This window comes from Novosphingobium naphthalenivorans NBRC 102051 (assembly GCF_001590985.1).
GTDB classification, from domain to species: domain Bacteria; phylum Pseudomonadota; class Alphaproteobacteria; order Sphingomonadales; family Sphingomonadaceae; genus Novosphingobium; species Novosphingobium naphthalenivorans.
The window spans coordinates 1-14,283 of sequence record NZ_BCTX01000097.1 but is presented as its reverse complement, the minus strand read 5'-3'; the positions used below and the strand labels follow the sequence as shown (position 1 = coordinate 14,283).

At 64.6% G+C, this 14,283-nt stretch carries 15 protein-coding genes; 7 read left to right on the top strand and 8 right to left on the bottom strand.

The genetic code is table 11. The features are described from left to right. Positions 1-71 precede the first annotated feature (71 nt). Positions 72-218, top strand: coding sequence for a lmo0937 family membrane protein (locus NN5_RS26055; RefSeq protein ID WP_157081257.1), 147 nt, complete (start codon positions 72-74; stop codon positions 216-218). 14 nt (positions 219-232) lie between these two features. Here NN5_RS26055 and NN5_RS21670 read toward each other — a convergent pair whose 3' ends face one another. Next, positions 233-1,513, bottom strand: coding sequence for a multidrug effflux MFS transporter (locus NN5_RS21670; protein WP_067738178.1), 1,281 nt, complete (start codon positions 1,511-1,513; stop codon positions 233-235). 91 nt (positions 1,514-1,604) lie between these two features. Between NN5_RS21670 and dinB the strand changes: the two genes are divergently transcribed. Beyond that, complete coding sequence (gene dinB / locus NN5_RS21665) at positions 1,605-2,729, top strand: DNA polymerase IV (protein ID WP_067738188.1); 1,125 nt, start codon at positions 1,605-1,607, stop codon at positions 2,727-2,729. 118 nt (positions 2,730-2,847) lie between these two features. Here the strand turns inward: dinB and NN5_RS21660 are convergent, their stop codons facing one another. The 7 genes from NN5_RS21660 to NN5_RS21630 all read right to left on the bottom strand — a co-directional run bounded on the left by NN5_RS21660 (position 2,848) and on the right by NN5_RS21630 (position 8,137). Then, positions 2,848-3,627, bottom strand: a complete 780-nt coding sequence (locus NN5_RS21660; RefSeq protein WP_157081256.1) for a class I SAM-dependent methyltransferase — start codon at positions 3,625-3,627, stop codon at positions 2,848-2,850. A gap of 56 nt (positions 3,628-3,683) precedes the next feature. Then, positions 3,684-4,211 (bottom strand): NUDIX domain-containing protein, encoded by a 528-nt coding sequence (locus tag NN5_RS21655; protein ID WP_084385095.1) that lies wholly within the window; start codon positions 4,209-4,211, stop codon positions 3,684-3,686. Continuing rightward, positions 4,199-4,816 carry a 6-phosphogluconolactonase gene (locus NN5_RS21650; protein WP_067738173.1) on the bottom strand — a complete coding sequence of 206 codons (618 nt, stop codon included), beginning with the start codon at positions 4,814-4,816 and terminating at the stop codon, positions 4,199-4,201. The genes NN5_RS21655 and NN5_RS21650 overlap by 13 nt, the downstream gene beginning before the upstream one ends. 39 nt (positions 4,817-4,855) lie before the next feature. Then, a complete protein-coding gene (locus tag NN5_RS21645) occupies positions 4,856-5,314 on the bottom strand; it encodes a Dps family protein (protein WP_067738170.1) in 459 nt (152 codons plus the stop codon). Positions 5,315-5,399: 85 nt separating this feature from the next. Then, a complete protein-coding gene (locus NN5_RS21640) occupies positions 5,400-5,957 on the bottom strand; it encodes a hypothetical protein (RefSeq protein ID WP_067738167.1) in 558 nt (185 codons plus the stop codon). Between the two features lie 35 nt (positions 5,958-5,992). After that, positions 5,993-6,745 carry an HAD-IIB family hydrolase gene (locus NN5_RS21635; protein WP_067738164.1) on the bottom strand — a complete coding sequence of 251 codons (753 nt, stop codon included), beginning with the start codon at positions 6,743-6,745 and terminating at the stop codon, positions 5,993-5,995. Between the two features lie 120 nt (positions 6,746-6,865). Then, positions 6,866-8,137, bottom strand: a complete 1,272-nt coding sequence (locus tag NN5_RS21630; protein ID WP_444543913.1) for a mechanosensitive ion channel family protein — start codon at positions 8,135-8,137, stop codon at positions 6,866-6,868. A 79-nt stretch (positions 8,138-8,216) separates the two neighbouring features. Between NN5_RS21630 and otsB the strand changes: the two genes are divergently transcribed. The 5 genes from otsB to galE all read left to right on the top strand — a co-directional run bounded on the left by otsB (position 8,217) and on the right by galE (position 14,261). After that, positions 8,217-9,206, top strand: coding sequence for a trehalose-phosphatase (gene otsB / locus NN5_RS21625; RefSeq protein WP_245656651.1), 990 nt, complete (start codon positions 8,217-8,219; stop codon positions 9,204-9,206). Continuing rightward, positions 9,203-11,032, top strand: coding sequence for a glycoside hydrolase family 15 protein (locus tag NN5_RS21620; protein WP_067738161.1), 1,830 nt, complete (start codon positions 9,203-9,205; stop codon positions 11,030-11,032). The genes otsB and NN5_RS21620 overlap by 4 nt, the downstream gene beginning before the upstream one ends. Before the next feature lie 50 nt (positions 11,033-11,082). Further along, positions 11,083-12,495 (top strand): alpha,alpha-trehalose-phosphate synthase (UDP-forming), encoded by a 1,413-nt coding sequence (gene otsA / locus NN5_RS21615; RefSeq protein ID WP_067738158.1) that lies wholly within the window; start codon positions 11,083-11,085, stop codon positions 12,493-12,495. Between the two features lie 333 nt (positions 12,496-12,828). Beyond that, entirely contained in the window at positions 12,829-13,083 is a 255-nt protein-coding gene (locus NN5_RS21610; RefSeq protein ID WP_067738156.1) for a hypothetical protein, read from the top strand. 173 nt (positions 13,084-13,256) lie between these two features. After that, positions 13,257-14,261, top strand: a complete 1,005-nt coding sequence (gene galE / locus NN5_RS21605; protein WP_067738153.1) for a UDP-glucose 4-epimerase GalE — start codon at positions 13,257-13,259, stop codon at positions 14,259-14,261. The last annotated feature ends 22 nt before the right edge of the window (positions 14,262-14,283 follow it).

Here is a 14,283-nt window from a genome sequence, read left to right as displayed (position 1 = left end):
CCGGAGCGGCTCTGGGGCAGCCTTGGCCGCTTTCGCGCGTTCAGCATGAAGACCTTTTGGGAGAAACCTTCATGCTTTTCACCATTGCCGCCATCCTGATCGCGCTCTGGCTGCTCGGCTTCATCGTGTTCAAGGTATCCGGCGCGCTGATCCACCTGTTGCTGGTGGTCGCGATCGTCGTTGGCCTCGTCCAGCTTTTCCGCGGGCGGCGCATGTAGCCAGCCCGCAGCCGTCAGTGTGCGGAGGGTGGCGGGTTGTTCTTGTAGAAACCGGGCGGGTTGAGGCGGCGGAACAGCTGCCCGCGCTCGGAATAGAGCACCAGCAGCAGCCCTATAGTCCCGCACACCACCATCGCGGCCAGCATTGGCCGGGCCGTCCCGTCGTAAGCCTGCCCGATCAGCGTGCCGAGCAAGGCGCCGAGCACGGTGCGCAGGAACGACATGATCGAAGCGGCGGCCCCGGCAATGCGCACGAAAGGCTGGAGCGAGATCGCCTGAAAATTCGCGCCGATAAAGCTCATCATGCACATCGTCGCCGTCATCAGCGGCACGAAGATCCACAGGCTCTCGCCGCGCAGCGCGATGATTAGATGCAATCCGGCGAGCAGGATATAGGCGATCAGCGCCGTATGCGACACGCGCCGGGCACCGAAGTGTTCGACGATCCGCGAATTGACGAAGTTGGTGCTCGCCATCACCAGCGCCATGCCGCCGAACACGGCCGGGAACAGCCGGCCGGCACCGAAATGTTCACCCACCAGTTGCTGCGCGCTGTTGACGTAGCCGAACAGCGCGCCCTGCACGAAGGCCGCGCCGACGAAGTATCCGAACGATGCGCGCTCGCGCAGCGCCAGCCCCATGTTGCCGGCAATTACCTTCACCTGGATCGCCTGCCGGTATTCTGGCCGCAGGGTCTCGGGCAGGCGGACGAGAATCCAGATGAAAACGACCGTCCCCATCACCGCCATGATCCCGAAGATCCAGCGCCAGCTGGCAAACAGCAGCACGGCCTGGCCTAGCGAGGGCGCAATCATCGGCACGACCATGAAGGTCATCGCGATCATCGACTGGGTCCGCGCCATGCGGTCACCATCGAAGCGGTCGCGCAGGATCGCCATCGGCAGCACCAGCATGGCCGAAGTGACGGCACCGGACACGCCGCGCGCGATCAGCAGCAGTTCGAAACTGCCCGAAACCGCGCAGACCAGCGACAGCACCACATAGCCCGAGACCGCCGTCAGCAGAACCGGCCGCCGCCCGAACCGGTCGGCAATCGCGCCGGGAAACAGCGAGGCGAGCCCCGAGCAGATCAGGAACACCCCGACGATATACTGGCGCTCGTTCGGATCGGACACACCCAGATCGTGGGAGATCCGCCCGAGTGCCGGCAGCATCACGTCGATCGAAAGCGCCATCAGCGCCTGGATCGAAGCCATGAGCGCGACGAATTCCGCCTCCTTCATGGGGAAGCGTTTTGACTGATCGGAGGGAAGAGGCGCATCGGAGGAATGCATGGCTCTGCGCATGCCGCAAGCGCGAAGAAAGCGCCAGCCAATTCGACACCGGACGATGGCGCGAGACCGGCCCACTGTCTATGTTGCCGGCATGTCGCCGCCAGCCGGACAATCGGATCATGAGGAAGAGGAAGCCGACGGGCTGCGCAAGGTGATCCATGTCGACATGGACGCCTTCTTCGCCAGCGTCGAGCAGCGCGACGATCCCTCGCTGCGCGGCAAGCCGGTGGCGGTCGGCGGATCGTCGGGGCGCGGCGTGGTGGCAGCGGCCAGCTATGAGGCACGCGGGTTCGGAGTGCGTTCGGCGATGCCTTCGGTACGGGCTCTGCGATTGTGCCCGGACCTGATCTTCCGCAAGCCGCGTTTCGACGTCTATACCGCCGTCAGCCGCCAGATCCGGGCGATCTTCCTCGAATACACCCCGCATGTGGAACCGCTCTCGCTCGACGAGGCCTATCTGGACGTGACCGCCGATCTCAAGGGCATCGGCTCGGCCACGCGCATTGCCGAGGAAATCCGCCGCCGCATCAAGGCGGAAACCGGCCTCACCGCCAGCGCGGGCGTGTCCTACAACAAGTTCCTCGCCAAGCTCGCCAGCGACCAGAACAAGCCCGATGGCCTCTGCGTGATCCGCCCCGGCGAAGGCGCGGCTTTCGTCGCCGGGCTGCCGGTGCGCCGCTTCCACGGCGTCGGCCCGCGCGGGGCCGAGAAGATGGCGCGGCTGGGGATCGAGACCGGGGCGGACCTCGCGGCGAAAGACCTGGCTTTCCTGCGCGCGAACTTCGGCAGCTTCGCCGAATACCTGTTCCGCGCGGCGCGCGGGGTGGACTTGCGGCAAGTGCGCGCGAACCGCCCGCGCAAGTCGGTGGGCGGCGAACGCACCTTCTTCGAGGACATCAAGGAGCCCGAGGCGCTGCGCGAAACGATGGACCACATCGTCGACGTGGTCTGGGAACGCATCGAACGCGCCGGCACGCGCGGGCGCACGGTGACGCTGAAACTGCGCTATGCCGACTTCAAGACCCTCACCCGCGCCCGCTCGCTGCCCCACTACGTGGCGGACAAGGCGGAATTTGCGGCCATCGGCCATGCCCTGCTCGAAGACCTGATGCCCCTGCCCCAGCCGATCCGGCTGATGGGCCTGACCCTGTCGGCGCTGGAACACGGGGAGAGCGAGGAACGGCCTGCGAAGGACGGACAGCTATCGTTGCTGTGACGGAAAGCGCAGGCGGCGCGGGCAAAAAAAAAGGCGGGACACTTTTGCAGTCCGTCATCGCTTTTCGCAATCGAATTGGCGGGATAGTCAGGCTCCCATCCCCTGCACCACAAAGAAATCAGGTAATGATGTGCCACGCGCTCGCCGGTGTATTCGGATCGGTGCAAAGACGCAGATTATCAACGCCCAGCACTTCCTTCACGGCCAGAGCCTCGCCTGCGAACAAGGGATGATTTATCTCGTCGAAGGCCAAAACCCCGCCCTTCGGCATGTGCTTCATGATCCTTTCCAGGATATGCTTGGTCGGCGCGTAAACGTCGAAATCGAAGATGGCGAGCGCGATGACGACGTGGGGGTTGCGTTCCAGCCATTCATCGAACGTCTTCGTGACATCGCCTTCCACCAGCTCGAACTTCTGCACATTGGGAATGGGGGAGTAGGATTCCTGGGTCTGAAGGTGTTCGGTCAATGTCGCGGCATAGCCGGCAGGCACGCTGAAATCGCCAGGTTCCCAACCTGCCTCCTGTTCGGCCCGGCTCAAGTCATGGGCGAAACCGGAGAACGTATCAAAGCCGACGATCTTCCGCAGATAATTGTGGGGTTCATAGATGCCTCGCATGTTGGTCAGCAGCGACATGGTGGCGCCGTACTGCACGCCAAATTCACATATCACACCGGAAACGCCGAGAATCTGTTGATATATATTGTTGTAATACAGAATGCGCGACAAAGTGATGCGATCTGCGAACATCATTGTTTCGTGCATATTCCAGCTTGAAACAGGAAAATGGGGAGAAATTTCTCCCTTCAGATCACGCAGTTTTTGCTGCCGGTCCTGATGGATGCCGCTCGAACCTGTTTTCGCATTTGCGCTGGCCGGAGCTACTTTTGCAGGCATGTGTAATCCAAACAGCAATTATGAAACATCTGGAATGATTATCAAACGCCCCCTTTTCAATCAATTAAGCCCGGCACATTTTGCCCCTCGCTGAACTGACCACCCAGCGCCCGATAGGCTTTCACCCACGCCCTGATGTTTTCCGCCAGACCAGCGCGCATGGCGTGGGGCTGATCCTGCAGATTGAAAAAGGCGGCCTCCACTATCTCCCGGCCATCGGGCACAGCCGGTCCTCCAGTGCACCCGACGACAACATGCACGCGGTTCTTGGCGCCGTGCAGATCCTCGTCGACGACAGCCACCAACCGTGCCTCGCCCAGCAGGCAGCCGGTTTCCTCGGCCAGTTCGCGGATGCCCGCCGCAACCGGATCCTCGCGCGCGCCGAGCCCGCCGCCGGGCGTCGTCCATTTGCGTGAACCGTAGGAGTGGCGGACCAGCAGAACGCGTCCGGCGTCGTCAAGCGCCAGCACGCGCACACCGTGCACGGTCGAACGCAGGATCGTCCACACCTGCCGCCGCACACGGTCCGCAAGACGGTAAAGCGCCCGGTGCAGCGGGGCCGGCAGGAGCTTCAGCAGAAACACGTGACTTTGTGCCGCGCGGCCTTCAGCAGGCGGGCAATCGGCAAGTCATGCTCGCCCTTCACCGCCGCATCGAACACCGCGCGCTTGTCCGCGCCGCGGATGACGAACACGATCTCGTCGCTGTCGGTCAGCGCGGGGATGGTCAGGCTCAGGCGGTCGAACGGCGCCTCGGGCGGGAGCGGATCGGGCGTGAGGCGGCGCACCGGATGCGGATCGCCGGCCTGCGGATCGGTGTTGGGAAACAGCGAGGCGATGTGACCGTCACCGCCCATGCCCAGCCAGGCGATGGCAAAGTGCGGGGGCAAGGCATCCTCGGCCAGCGGGACGATCTTCGCCCCCACCGGCTCCAGCCGCGCGCGGATCTTGCCGACATTGCTGGCGGGATGATCCTCCTCGACAATGCGGTCGTCGCCCGGCCAGACCGCAATGCGTTCCCATGGCAGGTCTTCCTTCGCCAGCAGGTCGAAGATCGGGAAGGGGGTGGAGCCGCCCGGCACGGTAATCGCGATCTCGGGCGACAGGGCCAGAGCGGCGCGCAGGCGCTGGGCGAACCATACGGCAATCGCGCCGTCTCCGGCCTGTTCGATTATTTCAAGCTTGGGCATGGGAGCGTGTCTAGCACTCCCCCTGCCCTTGCGGAATGGTCAGGCCATAATTTCGCGCAGGAACCAGGCGCGCTGCTCGGCCTGATCGGTCCAGTCGTCGATGATCCCGTCGGTGGCATTGTCGCCCGCCTCGCCGGCCAGTTCCTTGACCGCCTTGAGCGTCGCGATGAACGCGGTGTTGTCCTCGAACAGTTGCTTGACCATCGCCATGGCATCAAGGCTGGTATCGTCCTCGTCCGCGACCTTGGTCTTGGCAGCGATCGAGCCGATCGAGGTCATGGTCGTTCCGCCCAGCTTGCGCACGCGTTCGGCGATAAGATCGGTGAGGCCGAAAATCTCGGTGGCGTGCGTGTCGAACAGCAGGTGCAGATCGTGGAACTGCGGGCCGCGCACGTGCCAGTGGAAGTTCTTGGTCTTCAGGTAGAGCGCGAAAGTGTCAGCCAGCAGACCGTTCAGGCTGTCGATCAGGGCGGCTTTCGAATTGTCCTTGGAAGTCATGGTCAGCGTTCCCTCTGTAATGTGCTGGAATGGATCTATGAGGTAAAACGCCGATTACAAAGCCTGGTTCGATCGTAAATTCCGATCAGAGAATGCCGATTTCCGAAAGGAACATGCCCAGCGCGACCATGGCCAGCAAGATCCCGACAATCCGCCGGATCCAGCGCGCGGCCGGTCTGTCCAGCATCTCGGGGAAAGCCCATGCGAACCCCGCCAGAACGCAGCCGCCAATGACCCCGGCGACGCCCGATGCGATGGGCGCCGCGAAACCCACCCCCATGCCGAAGACGAGGAAGCGGGCGGCGTCCGTCACCTGATGCGCGAGCAGCACCAGCGCCAGAGCGCCGAGCGAATGCGTCGGCTCGCGCGGGTTGCGCCGCGGCGCGAGAACCATCGATTCCAGCCCCGCCATGCCCAGCGCGATGGCGGCAAAGATCGTGCGTGCCGGGGGCGGCAGCTCGGCCAGCACGACATGCGCCGCCCACGCCGCGAACGTCGCCGTCAGTGTGGCGGAGAGCAGCGCCACGATCAGCACGCCCGGCCGCTGCCCCTGCACCCGCGCCAACCCGGCGATCGTCATCTGATCGCGCGCACCGATCCCGGCGAACAGGACAGCGATCAGGGTCAGATAGAACGCGGGCATCGCGGCCTTTCCCGGGTGGATACCCGCAGGCTGTGTCAGCCGGCCTTCTGGCAGGCGACGATGGCCATAATCACGTTCGCGGTATCGCCCGGATCGCGCACGCAAACCGTGTCGAGCCCCATGGCCTTGGCCGGATAGTCGTTGCCGCCGGGGAAGATGGCATCGCCGATGAACAGCATGTCCGCCTCGGCAACCCCGCTATGCTCGGCCAGGCGCTTCAAGCCCCAGGCCTTGTCGACCCCCGGCTGGGTCACATCGACCGACGTCGCCCCGCCGAGATTGACCGAGACGCCCGGCAGGCGCTGGATCAGATCGGCCTGGATCACCTTGCGCTTGGCGAAGTCCGGGTCCCAGATTTCCTTGGCATGGAGCGGCGCCTGCTGGCCGAGCGCGGAAAAGGTGATCTGGCTGCCGCGATCCTCGATCCGTTCGCCCCAGGTCTCTTCCGGGGTAAAGCCGGTCGCTTCGAGCGCGGCGTCGAAAGCTTCGAGGATTTCGCGCTTCTGCTCTTCGGTGAAAAGTTCGGCATAGACCGGCGTCCATGCCTCTTCCCGATGGATGAAGAGCTTGGCGCCGCTGGTGGGCATCATCCACAGACGCGACAGGTCGGCATGGGCGGGAAGGCGGCTGGCCACCTGCTTGTCAAACTGCGGCCAGTCCCCGCCGGAAATGACCGCCACTTGCGCCACCGTCAGCAACTGGGTGATCAGATCGGCCATCTCGTCGGTCAGCGGCTGCTTGCTCAGCGCCAGAGTCCCGTCGAGATCGAACGCCACAATCTTCTTCATGCACAACCTTTCAAGAAATTCTGTTCGTAACGGCGCAGTATTCACATCACACCTGCCGCGTGCGGCCAATATCCATAGCTTGCGACATTTGCGTTGCAAGATGCCAGCAGAATGAGGCCATCATGCTTCGACGGCGTCGTCGGGCCGGGGCACTTGCCCATCCCCCGACACGCAAGCGCCCAGCCGCGCAAGGTCGGCGCCGCCCGGCTGCTGGAACAGCCGCAGGCCGAACTGCGGCAGGATGGCGATGAGGTGATCGAAGATATCCGCCTGGATCGCCTCGTATTCGCCCCAGTCGGCAGTATCGGTGAAGCAGTAGATCTCCAGCGGCAGCCCCTTTTCGGTCGGTTCGAGCTGGCGCACCAGCAACGTCCCCCGCTGCGAAATATGCGGATGCGCCTCGAGATAGGCGGCGACATAGGCCCGGAACGTTCCGGCATTGGTCGGCCGGCGGCGATTGGCCGGACGGTCGTCCTCTCCCTCGCCATGGGCATGGGCGGCATTCCACGCCGCCAGTTCCTGGTCCTTGGCATCCATGTAGGGCCGCAGGATCGCAAAGGCGCGCAAGTCTTCCCACTGCCGGCGCGAAAGAAAGCCGACGGTGGTCTGGTCGAGCAGCAGCGCGCGCTTGATCCGCCGCCCGCCCCATTCGCGCATGAAGCGCCAGTTGCGGTAGGAATCGGAAATCAGCTTGTGCGTGGGAATGGTGGTGACGGTCTTGTCGAAGTTCTGCACTTTCACCGTGTGCAGCGCGATATCGATCACATCGCCATCGGCATTGAGCTGCGGCATCTCGATCCAGTCGCCCACCCGCAGCATGTCGTTGGAACGCAGCTGCACCGAGGCGACAAGCGAGAGGATCGTGTCGCGAAAGATCAGCATCAGCACCGCTGCCAGCGCGCCGAGGCCGGAAAGCAGCAGCAGCGGCGACTGTCCGATCAGCGTGGCGGTGATGAGGATCGCGGCGGCGGCATAGACCACGATCTTGCCGACCTGGACATAGCCCTTGATCGGCCTGCTCGCGGCTCCAGGCTTCAGCTCATAGGCGTCGTTGGCCAGTTCGAGCAGGTCGGACAGCACCCGCGCCAGCGTGAAGACCACGAAGGATTCCGCCACCACCTGCACGAACAGCACGAACCGCTCGGGCAGGCCCGCGACGAAGGGAATGCCCTGCAGCAGGATCACGGCGGGCACGACATTGGCCAGATGCGTGACCAGCGCGCGCACATCCCTGGCCTCGTTGCGCAGCGGCGTGCGCGCGATGATCCGGGTTATCGGGCGGACCACCAGCTTCTTCGCCAGCCAGTTGGCAAACCAGCCCAGCAGCACCAGCCCGGCCACCGCAAGCGCGGCACTGACAAGCCCGCCTTCGAAAGCACCGGCCCGGGCCAGCAGCGACTGCGCATCGTCGAAAATCGAGATCTGTTCCTCCTGGCGTAACGGCCCGCGCGGCCTTTCGCAGGCGCGCACAATGGCGACGGCTCCGGCCCTTTTCAACCGCGCGCGCCATCCGGAACCACGGCGTGAGCCGTTCGTTTGCCTGCTGCCCGCCATGCTGGAGCGGGATGTTCCGAGCCGCCGCGCTGCTTTTCGCACCTGCGGCATTTTCCTGGCCTCCGGGGGTGGCCATATCCTGTCCGATGGTGCAAGACTGAACGCAATGACCGATCCAGGCGACAATACCTCGCTGGCGGAACATGGCGCCGAACCGCGCGATCTCCCCCAGCCGCCACCGCTGCGAATTTCGCCGCGAACCGCGCTGTTTCTCGATTTTGACGGCACTCTTGTCGACATTGCCGAGCATCCCGACGCCGTCGTCGTCGCCCGCTCGCTGCCCGGGCTGATCGAAGTGCTGTCGCAGCGCCTCGACGGGCGGCTGGCGCTTGTCACCGGGCGCTCGCTGGGCGCGCTGGAAGCCTTGCTGGGTCCGCTCGGCGTCGCCATGGCGGGCTCGCACGGCGGCGAGTTCCGGCCCGCCGCCGGCGGCGAGGTTCAGCCGCTTGCCGATCCCCTGCCCGGTAACGTCGTGGACGAACTGTCCGACTTCGCCGCGGCCCATGGCGGATTGCTGGTAGAGCCCAAGCCGTTCAGCGTCGCGGTGCATTACCGCCACCATCCCCATGCCATGGAAAGCCTGCTGGCCCATGCCGAGCGCCTCGCCGAAGTGCACGGGCTGAAGATAAAGCACGGCAAGCAGGTGGTCGAACTGGTCATGCCCGGATCGGACAAGGGCAGCGCCGTCGCCCGCTTCATGGAACGGGCCGAATTCGCCGGCACCGAGCCGCTCTTCGTGGGAGACGACGTGACCGACGAGGATGCCTTCCGCGCCGTCGGGCGCTTCGGCGGCCAGGGCATTCTGGTCGGCCCGATGCGCGTGACGGCCGCCACCTGGCGCCTCGCGGGCGTCGCCGCCGTCCACGACTGGCTTGGAACCGCGCTTGAGGAGGACACCCAGGCATGATCTCGCCCGACCGCAACGCCCCCCATTGCAGCACGCTGGAACTCTGGCCGATCGGCAATTGCCAGGTCAGCGGATTGATCGACCAGCGCGGCGCGATCGTCTGGGGCTGCGTGCCGCGCGTGGACGGCGATCCGGCGTTCTGCGCGCTGATGCGCGGGCAGGACGGGCAGGACGCGGGCACCTGGCGCTTCGAACTGGAAAACCAGGTCTCGGTCAGCCAGCACTATCTGCGCAACACGCCGATCCTCGTCACCCGGCTGGAAGACGCCAGCGGCGGCGCGGTCGATATCTACGACTTCTGCCCGCGCTACGAACGCGCCGGCCGCACCTACCGCCCGGTCGCCTATGCCCGCGTGGTGCGTCCGGTCGCCGGATCGCCCCGCATCCGCACGGTACTGACACCGATGAGCGGCTATGGTTCGACGCTCGCCCAGATCACCCACGGATCGAACCACATCCGCTACCTCGTCGAGCGCAATACCCTGCGCCTGACCACCGACGCGCCGGTCGGCTATGTGCTCGACGAGCGCTATTTCCGGGTCGAGCGGGCACTCCATTTCTTCCTCGGCCCCGACGAGCCGTTCAGCGGCAATGTCGAGCACGAGCTGGATACCATGCTCCAGCTCACCGGCGACTACTGGCGCCTGTGGGTGCGCAGCCTCGCCACCCCGCTTGACTGGCAGGACGCGGTGATCCGCGCCGCGATCACGCTCAAGCTGTGCCAGCACGAGGAAACCGGCGCGATCGTTGCCGCGCTCACCACCTCGATCCCCGAAGCGCCGCATTCGCAGCGCAACTGGGACTACCGCTATTGCTGGATCCGCGACGCCTATTACACCGTGCAGGCGCTCAACCACCTGGGCGCGCTCGACGTGCTGGAAAAGTACCTCGCCTACTTGCGCAATATCGTCGACGATGCCGAAGGCGGGGCGATCCAGCCGCTCTATGCGGTCAGCGGCGCGCGCGAGATCATAGAGTGGGAAGCCAAGGACCTGCCCGGCTATCGCGGCATGGGCCCGGTGCGTGTCGGCAACGCGGCCTATTATCAGGTGCAGAACGACTGCTACGGGCAGATCGTCCTCCCCTCGATCCAGGCCTTCACCGACCAGCGCCTGCTGCGCATCGCCAACATGGACGACTTCGCCAGCCTGGAAAAAGTGGGCGAGATGGCGTGGAAGACCCACGATCAGCCCGACGCGGGGCTGTGGGAACTGCGCACGCGCACGGCCGTCCATACCTATTCCAGCGTGATGAACTGGGCGGCCTGCGACCGTCTGGCCAATGCCGCCGAGCACCTGGGACTTGCCGAGCGCGCGAAGCTGTGGCGCGAACGGGCGGACACCGTGCGCCAGCACATCGAGGAAAGCGCCTGGCACGCCGTGGAAGGTCACGAGGCGGGCGGCCACTATGCCGCCAGTTTCGGCGGATCGGAACTCGACGCCAGCCTGCTGCAGATGGTAGAACTGCGCTACGTCAAGGCCGAAGACCCGAAATTCCAGGCCACGCTGAAGGCCGTGCAGAAAGCGCTGCGGCGCGGCGAGCACATGCTGCGCTATGCGAACGAGGACGATTTCGGCCTGCCCGAAACCGCCTTCAACATCTGCACCTTCTGGCTGATCGAGGCGCTTCACCGCAGCGGCGACGACGAGGAGGCGCGCCGCCTGTTCGAAGCCATGCTGGGGCACCGCACCCAGTCGGGCCTTTTGTCGGAAGACATGGATTTCGAGACCGGCGAGCTCTGGGGCAATTTCCCCCAGACTTACTCGCTCGTCGGCATAATCAACTGCGCCGGGCAATTGTCCCGGTCGTGGCGGGACTGGCGCTGACACCCGCCGGACCGGGGGAACCCTGTCCGCGCCGTACAGGGGATAGAGGAATGAGCAGGCTGATCGTCATCTCGAACCGGGTATCGGTGCCCAAGGCCGCCGGTGCCGCGGGCGCACAGGGGGGCCTGGCCGTCGCGCTCAATTCGGCCCTGCGCGAGCATCGCGGCATCTGGTTCGGCTGGTCCGGGCAGGAGACCGAGGAGTTTACCGGCCATCTCAACATGCAGCGGATCAATGACGTCACCACGGCCACGATCGATCTCGAACCGCAGGATATCGACGAATACTACAACGGCTATGCCAACCGCACGCTCTGGCCGCTGTTCCACTACCGCATCGACCTGACCGAATACGACCGCAATTTTGGCGAAGGCTATGAGCGGGTCAACGCCCGGTTCGCCGATTCGGTTCATCCCCTGATCGAGCCGGACGATCTTGTCTGGGTGCATGACTATCACTTGCTGCCGCTCGGCTCGATGCTGCGGCAGAAGGGTGTGAAGAACCGCATGGGGCTGTTCCTGCACACGCCTTGGCCCCCTGCCCGCCTGCTCGTCTCGCTGCCGTTTCATGAACGGCTGGTGGGCTCGATGCTCGAATACGATGTGATCGGCTTCCAGACCCGGGAATGGCTCGGCAGCTTCCTGCACTATGTCGAGAAGGAGATGGGCCTTACCGTCAACGAGGACGGCACGATCGAATATGACGGCCGCCAGATCGTCGCCCGCGCCTTCCCGATCGGGATCGACTACAAGGAATTCGTGGAAGGTGCCGAGAGCGACGAGGCCCAGGAAGCCTACGACCACCTCAAGGCCAGCGTGCGCGGGCGCAAGATGCTGATCGGGGTAGACCGGCTCGACTATTCCAAGGGGCTGGGCGAACGCTTCGAAAGCTTCGGGCGGTTTCTGGGCGACTATCCCGATCTCGCCAGCAAGGTGGTGCTGCTGCAGATCGCGCCGCCATCGCGCGGGGACGTCGCCAGCTATCAGCAGATCCGCGAGGATCTGGAACGCAAGACCGGGCATATCAACGGCGCCCATGCCGATGTCGCCTTCGTGCCGATCCGCTACGTCAACCGCGGCTATCCCCGCCGCCAGCTCGCGGGCTTCTACCGCGCCGCCGACATCGGCCTCGTCACGCCTCTTCGCGACGGCATGAATCTGGTCGCGAAGGAATATGTCGCGGCGCAGAACCCGGAAGCGCCCGGCGTGCTGATCCTTTCGCAGTTCGCGGGCGCCGCGCTGCAGCTGACCGACGCGCTGCTGGTCAACCCGCACTCGATCGACGAGGTCAGCGAAGCGATCAAGCGCGCGCTCGACATGCCGCTTTCCGAACGGCGCCAGCGCCACGAGAAGCTGCTGGCCTCGGTACGGGACGAAGATGTGGTATTCTGGCGCGATGCCTTCGTGAAAGCGCTGTTCGGCGAAGCCACCAACGGCAACAGCCTGCGGGAGGAAGTCGCCTAGGCGGGGATCAGCCTCGGGTAGAAAGCCCACCCCGCTGCGACTATGCCCGTCTGACGGCTCGCCAAGTCTCGCGGTCCTCCCGCAAGCGGAAGGGGCTGGGGTGGGCTTTTTGACGCCACGTCCGAAATCCCGGTGCATCCACCGATACCTAACCGCCGGTTCAAGCTTCTGTCAGCATTGGTCATGTAATGAACACTAGCCTGAAACCGTTCTGACCTTTAGGGCGCGTAAAGGAGAGGAAGCGGGGCAAGGCTCCCGCCCGTCAGACGGCATGAGCTGCGGCGGCAAATGAAATGGAAGGGTCCGGCTGATCCCGGACGCATGAGAATGCCTATGGCAACGATACTGTACGGCGAATGCATCAGCCCGAGCAAAACCGCCAAAGTCCGTATTTCGGACCTCGCGGATCAGGGCTGTGATCTGGAAACCGATGCGTGCGAAACCGTCAGCGATGGCGATGTTGCGTTGTGGATCGGTGCCGTCGGCCCGTTCCATGCCAGTGCCACCCGCAAGGATGCCAGCCATCTCGCCCTGCGCTTCAAGGAACCGATCGACGACCGGATCGTCGAACATTTCCGCGGCGGCTGAGCCCGGAGGCGCCCCCTAAAGCCTGACGCAGACCCGTTTGATCCGATCCGCCCATTTATCCGGATGTGGACGCTGGCCACGCCGTTAGATAAACGGTCAGAAATCGCTGCTATCCGTCCGCGTCGCCGCGGCTGCGGTCTTGTCATGCCTCAGGGAACAGGCCTTCCAGAACCATGAGCACCAAACTCCCCGTCCTCGTCACCGGCGGCGCCGGTTATATCGGCAGCCATGCCGTTCTCGCCCTCAAGGATGCCGGCTGGCCGGTGGCCGTGATCGACAACCTGAGCACGGGCTTCCGCTTCGCCATTCCCGAGAGCGTGCCGCTCTATGAAGGCGACATCGAGGACGCGGACCTGCTCGCGCGCATCTTCGCCGAGCAGAAGATCGGCGCGGTCATGCATTTCGCCGGGTCGATCATCGTGCCCGAATCGGTCGAAAATCCGCTGAAATACTACCACAACAACACCGCCAAGAGCCGCGCGCTGATCGCGGCGGCCGTGAAGGCGGGCGTGAAGCATTTCATCTTCAGCTCGACCGCCGCGACTTACGGCATCCCCGAAGTCTCGCCCGTCACCGAAGACAGCCCCAAGACCCCGATCAATCCCTACGGCATGTCCAAGCTGATGACCGAGATCATGCTGGGCGACGTGGCCAAGGCCCATCCATTCAATTTCTGCGCGCTGCGCTATTTCAACGTCGCGGGCGCCGATCCGCAGGCCCGCACCGGGCAATCGACGGCAGGCGCGACGCACCTCATCAAGGTCGCGGTCGAAGCGGCGCTGGGCAAGCGCAGCCATGTCGCCGTGTTCGGCACCGATTTCGACACGCCCGACGGCACCGGCGTGCGCGACTACATCCACGTGTCCGACCTTGCCAATGCGCATGTGCTGGCACTCGAAGCGCTGATCGCAAAACCGGAGCAGTCGCTGACGATGAACTGCGGCTATGGCCGGGGCTTCTCGGTGCTCGAAGTGCTCGATGCGGTCGACCGCGTGACCAACCAGCAGATCGACCGGCGCATGGAGGGCCGCCGCGCGGGCGATCCGGATTCGCTGATTTCCGACAACAGCCGGATCAAGGCGACCCTGCCCTGGGTGCCGCGCTATGCCGACCTGCCGGTGATCGTCGAACACGCGCTCGCCTGGGAACGCAAGCTCACCGAAATTCGCGGCGAATAGACCGGTCTCCTAGGGCCAATCG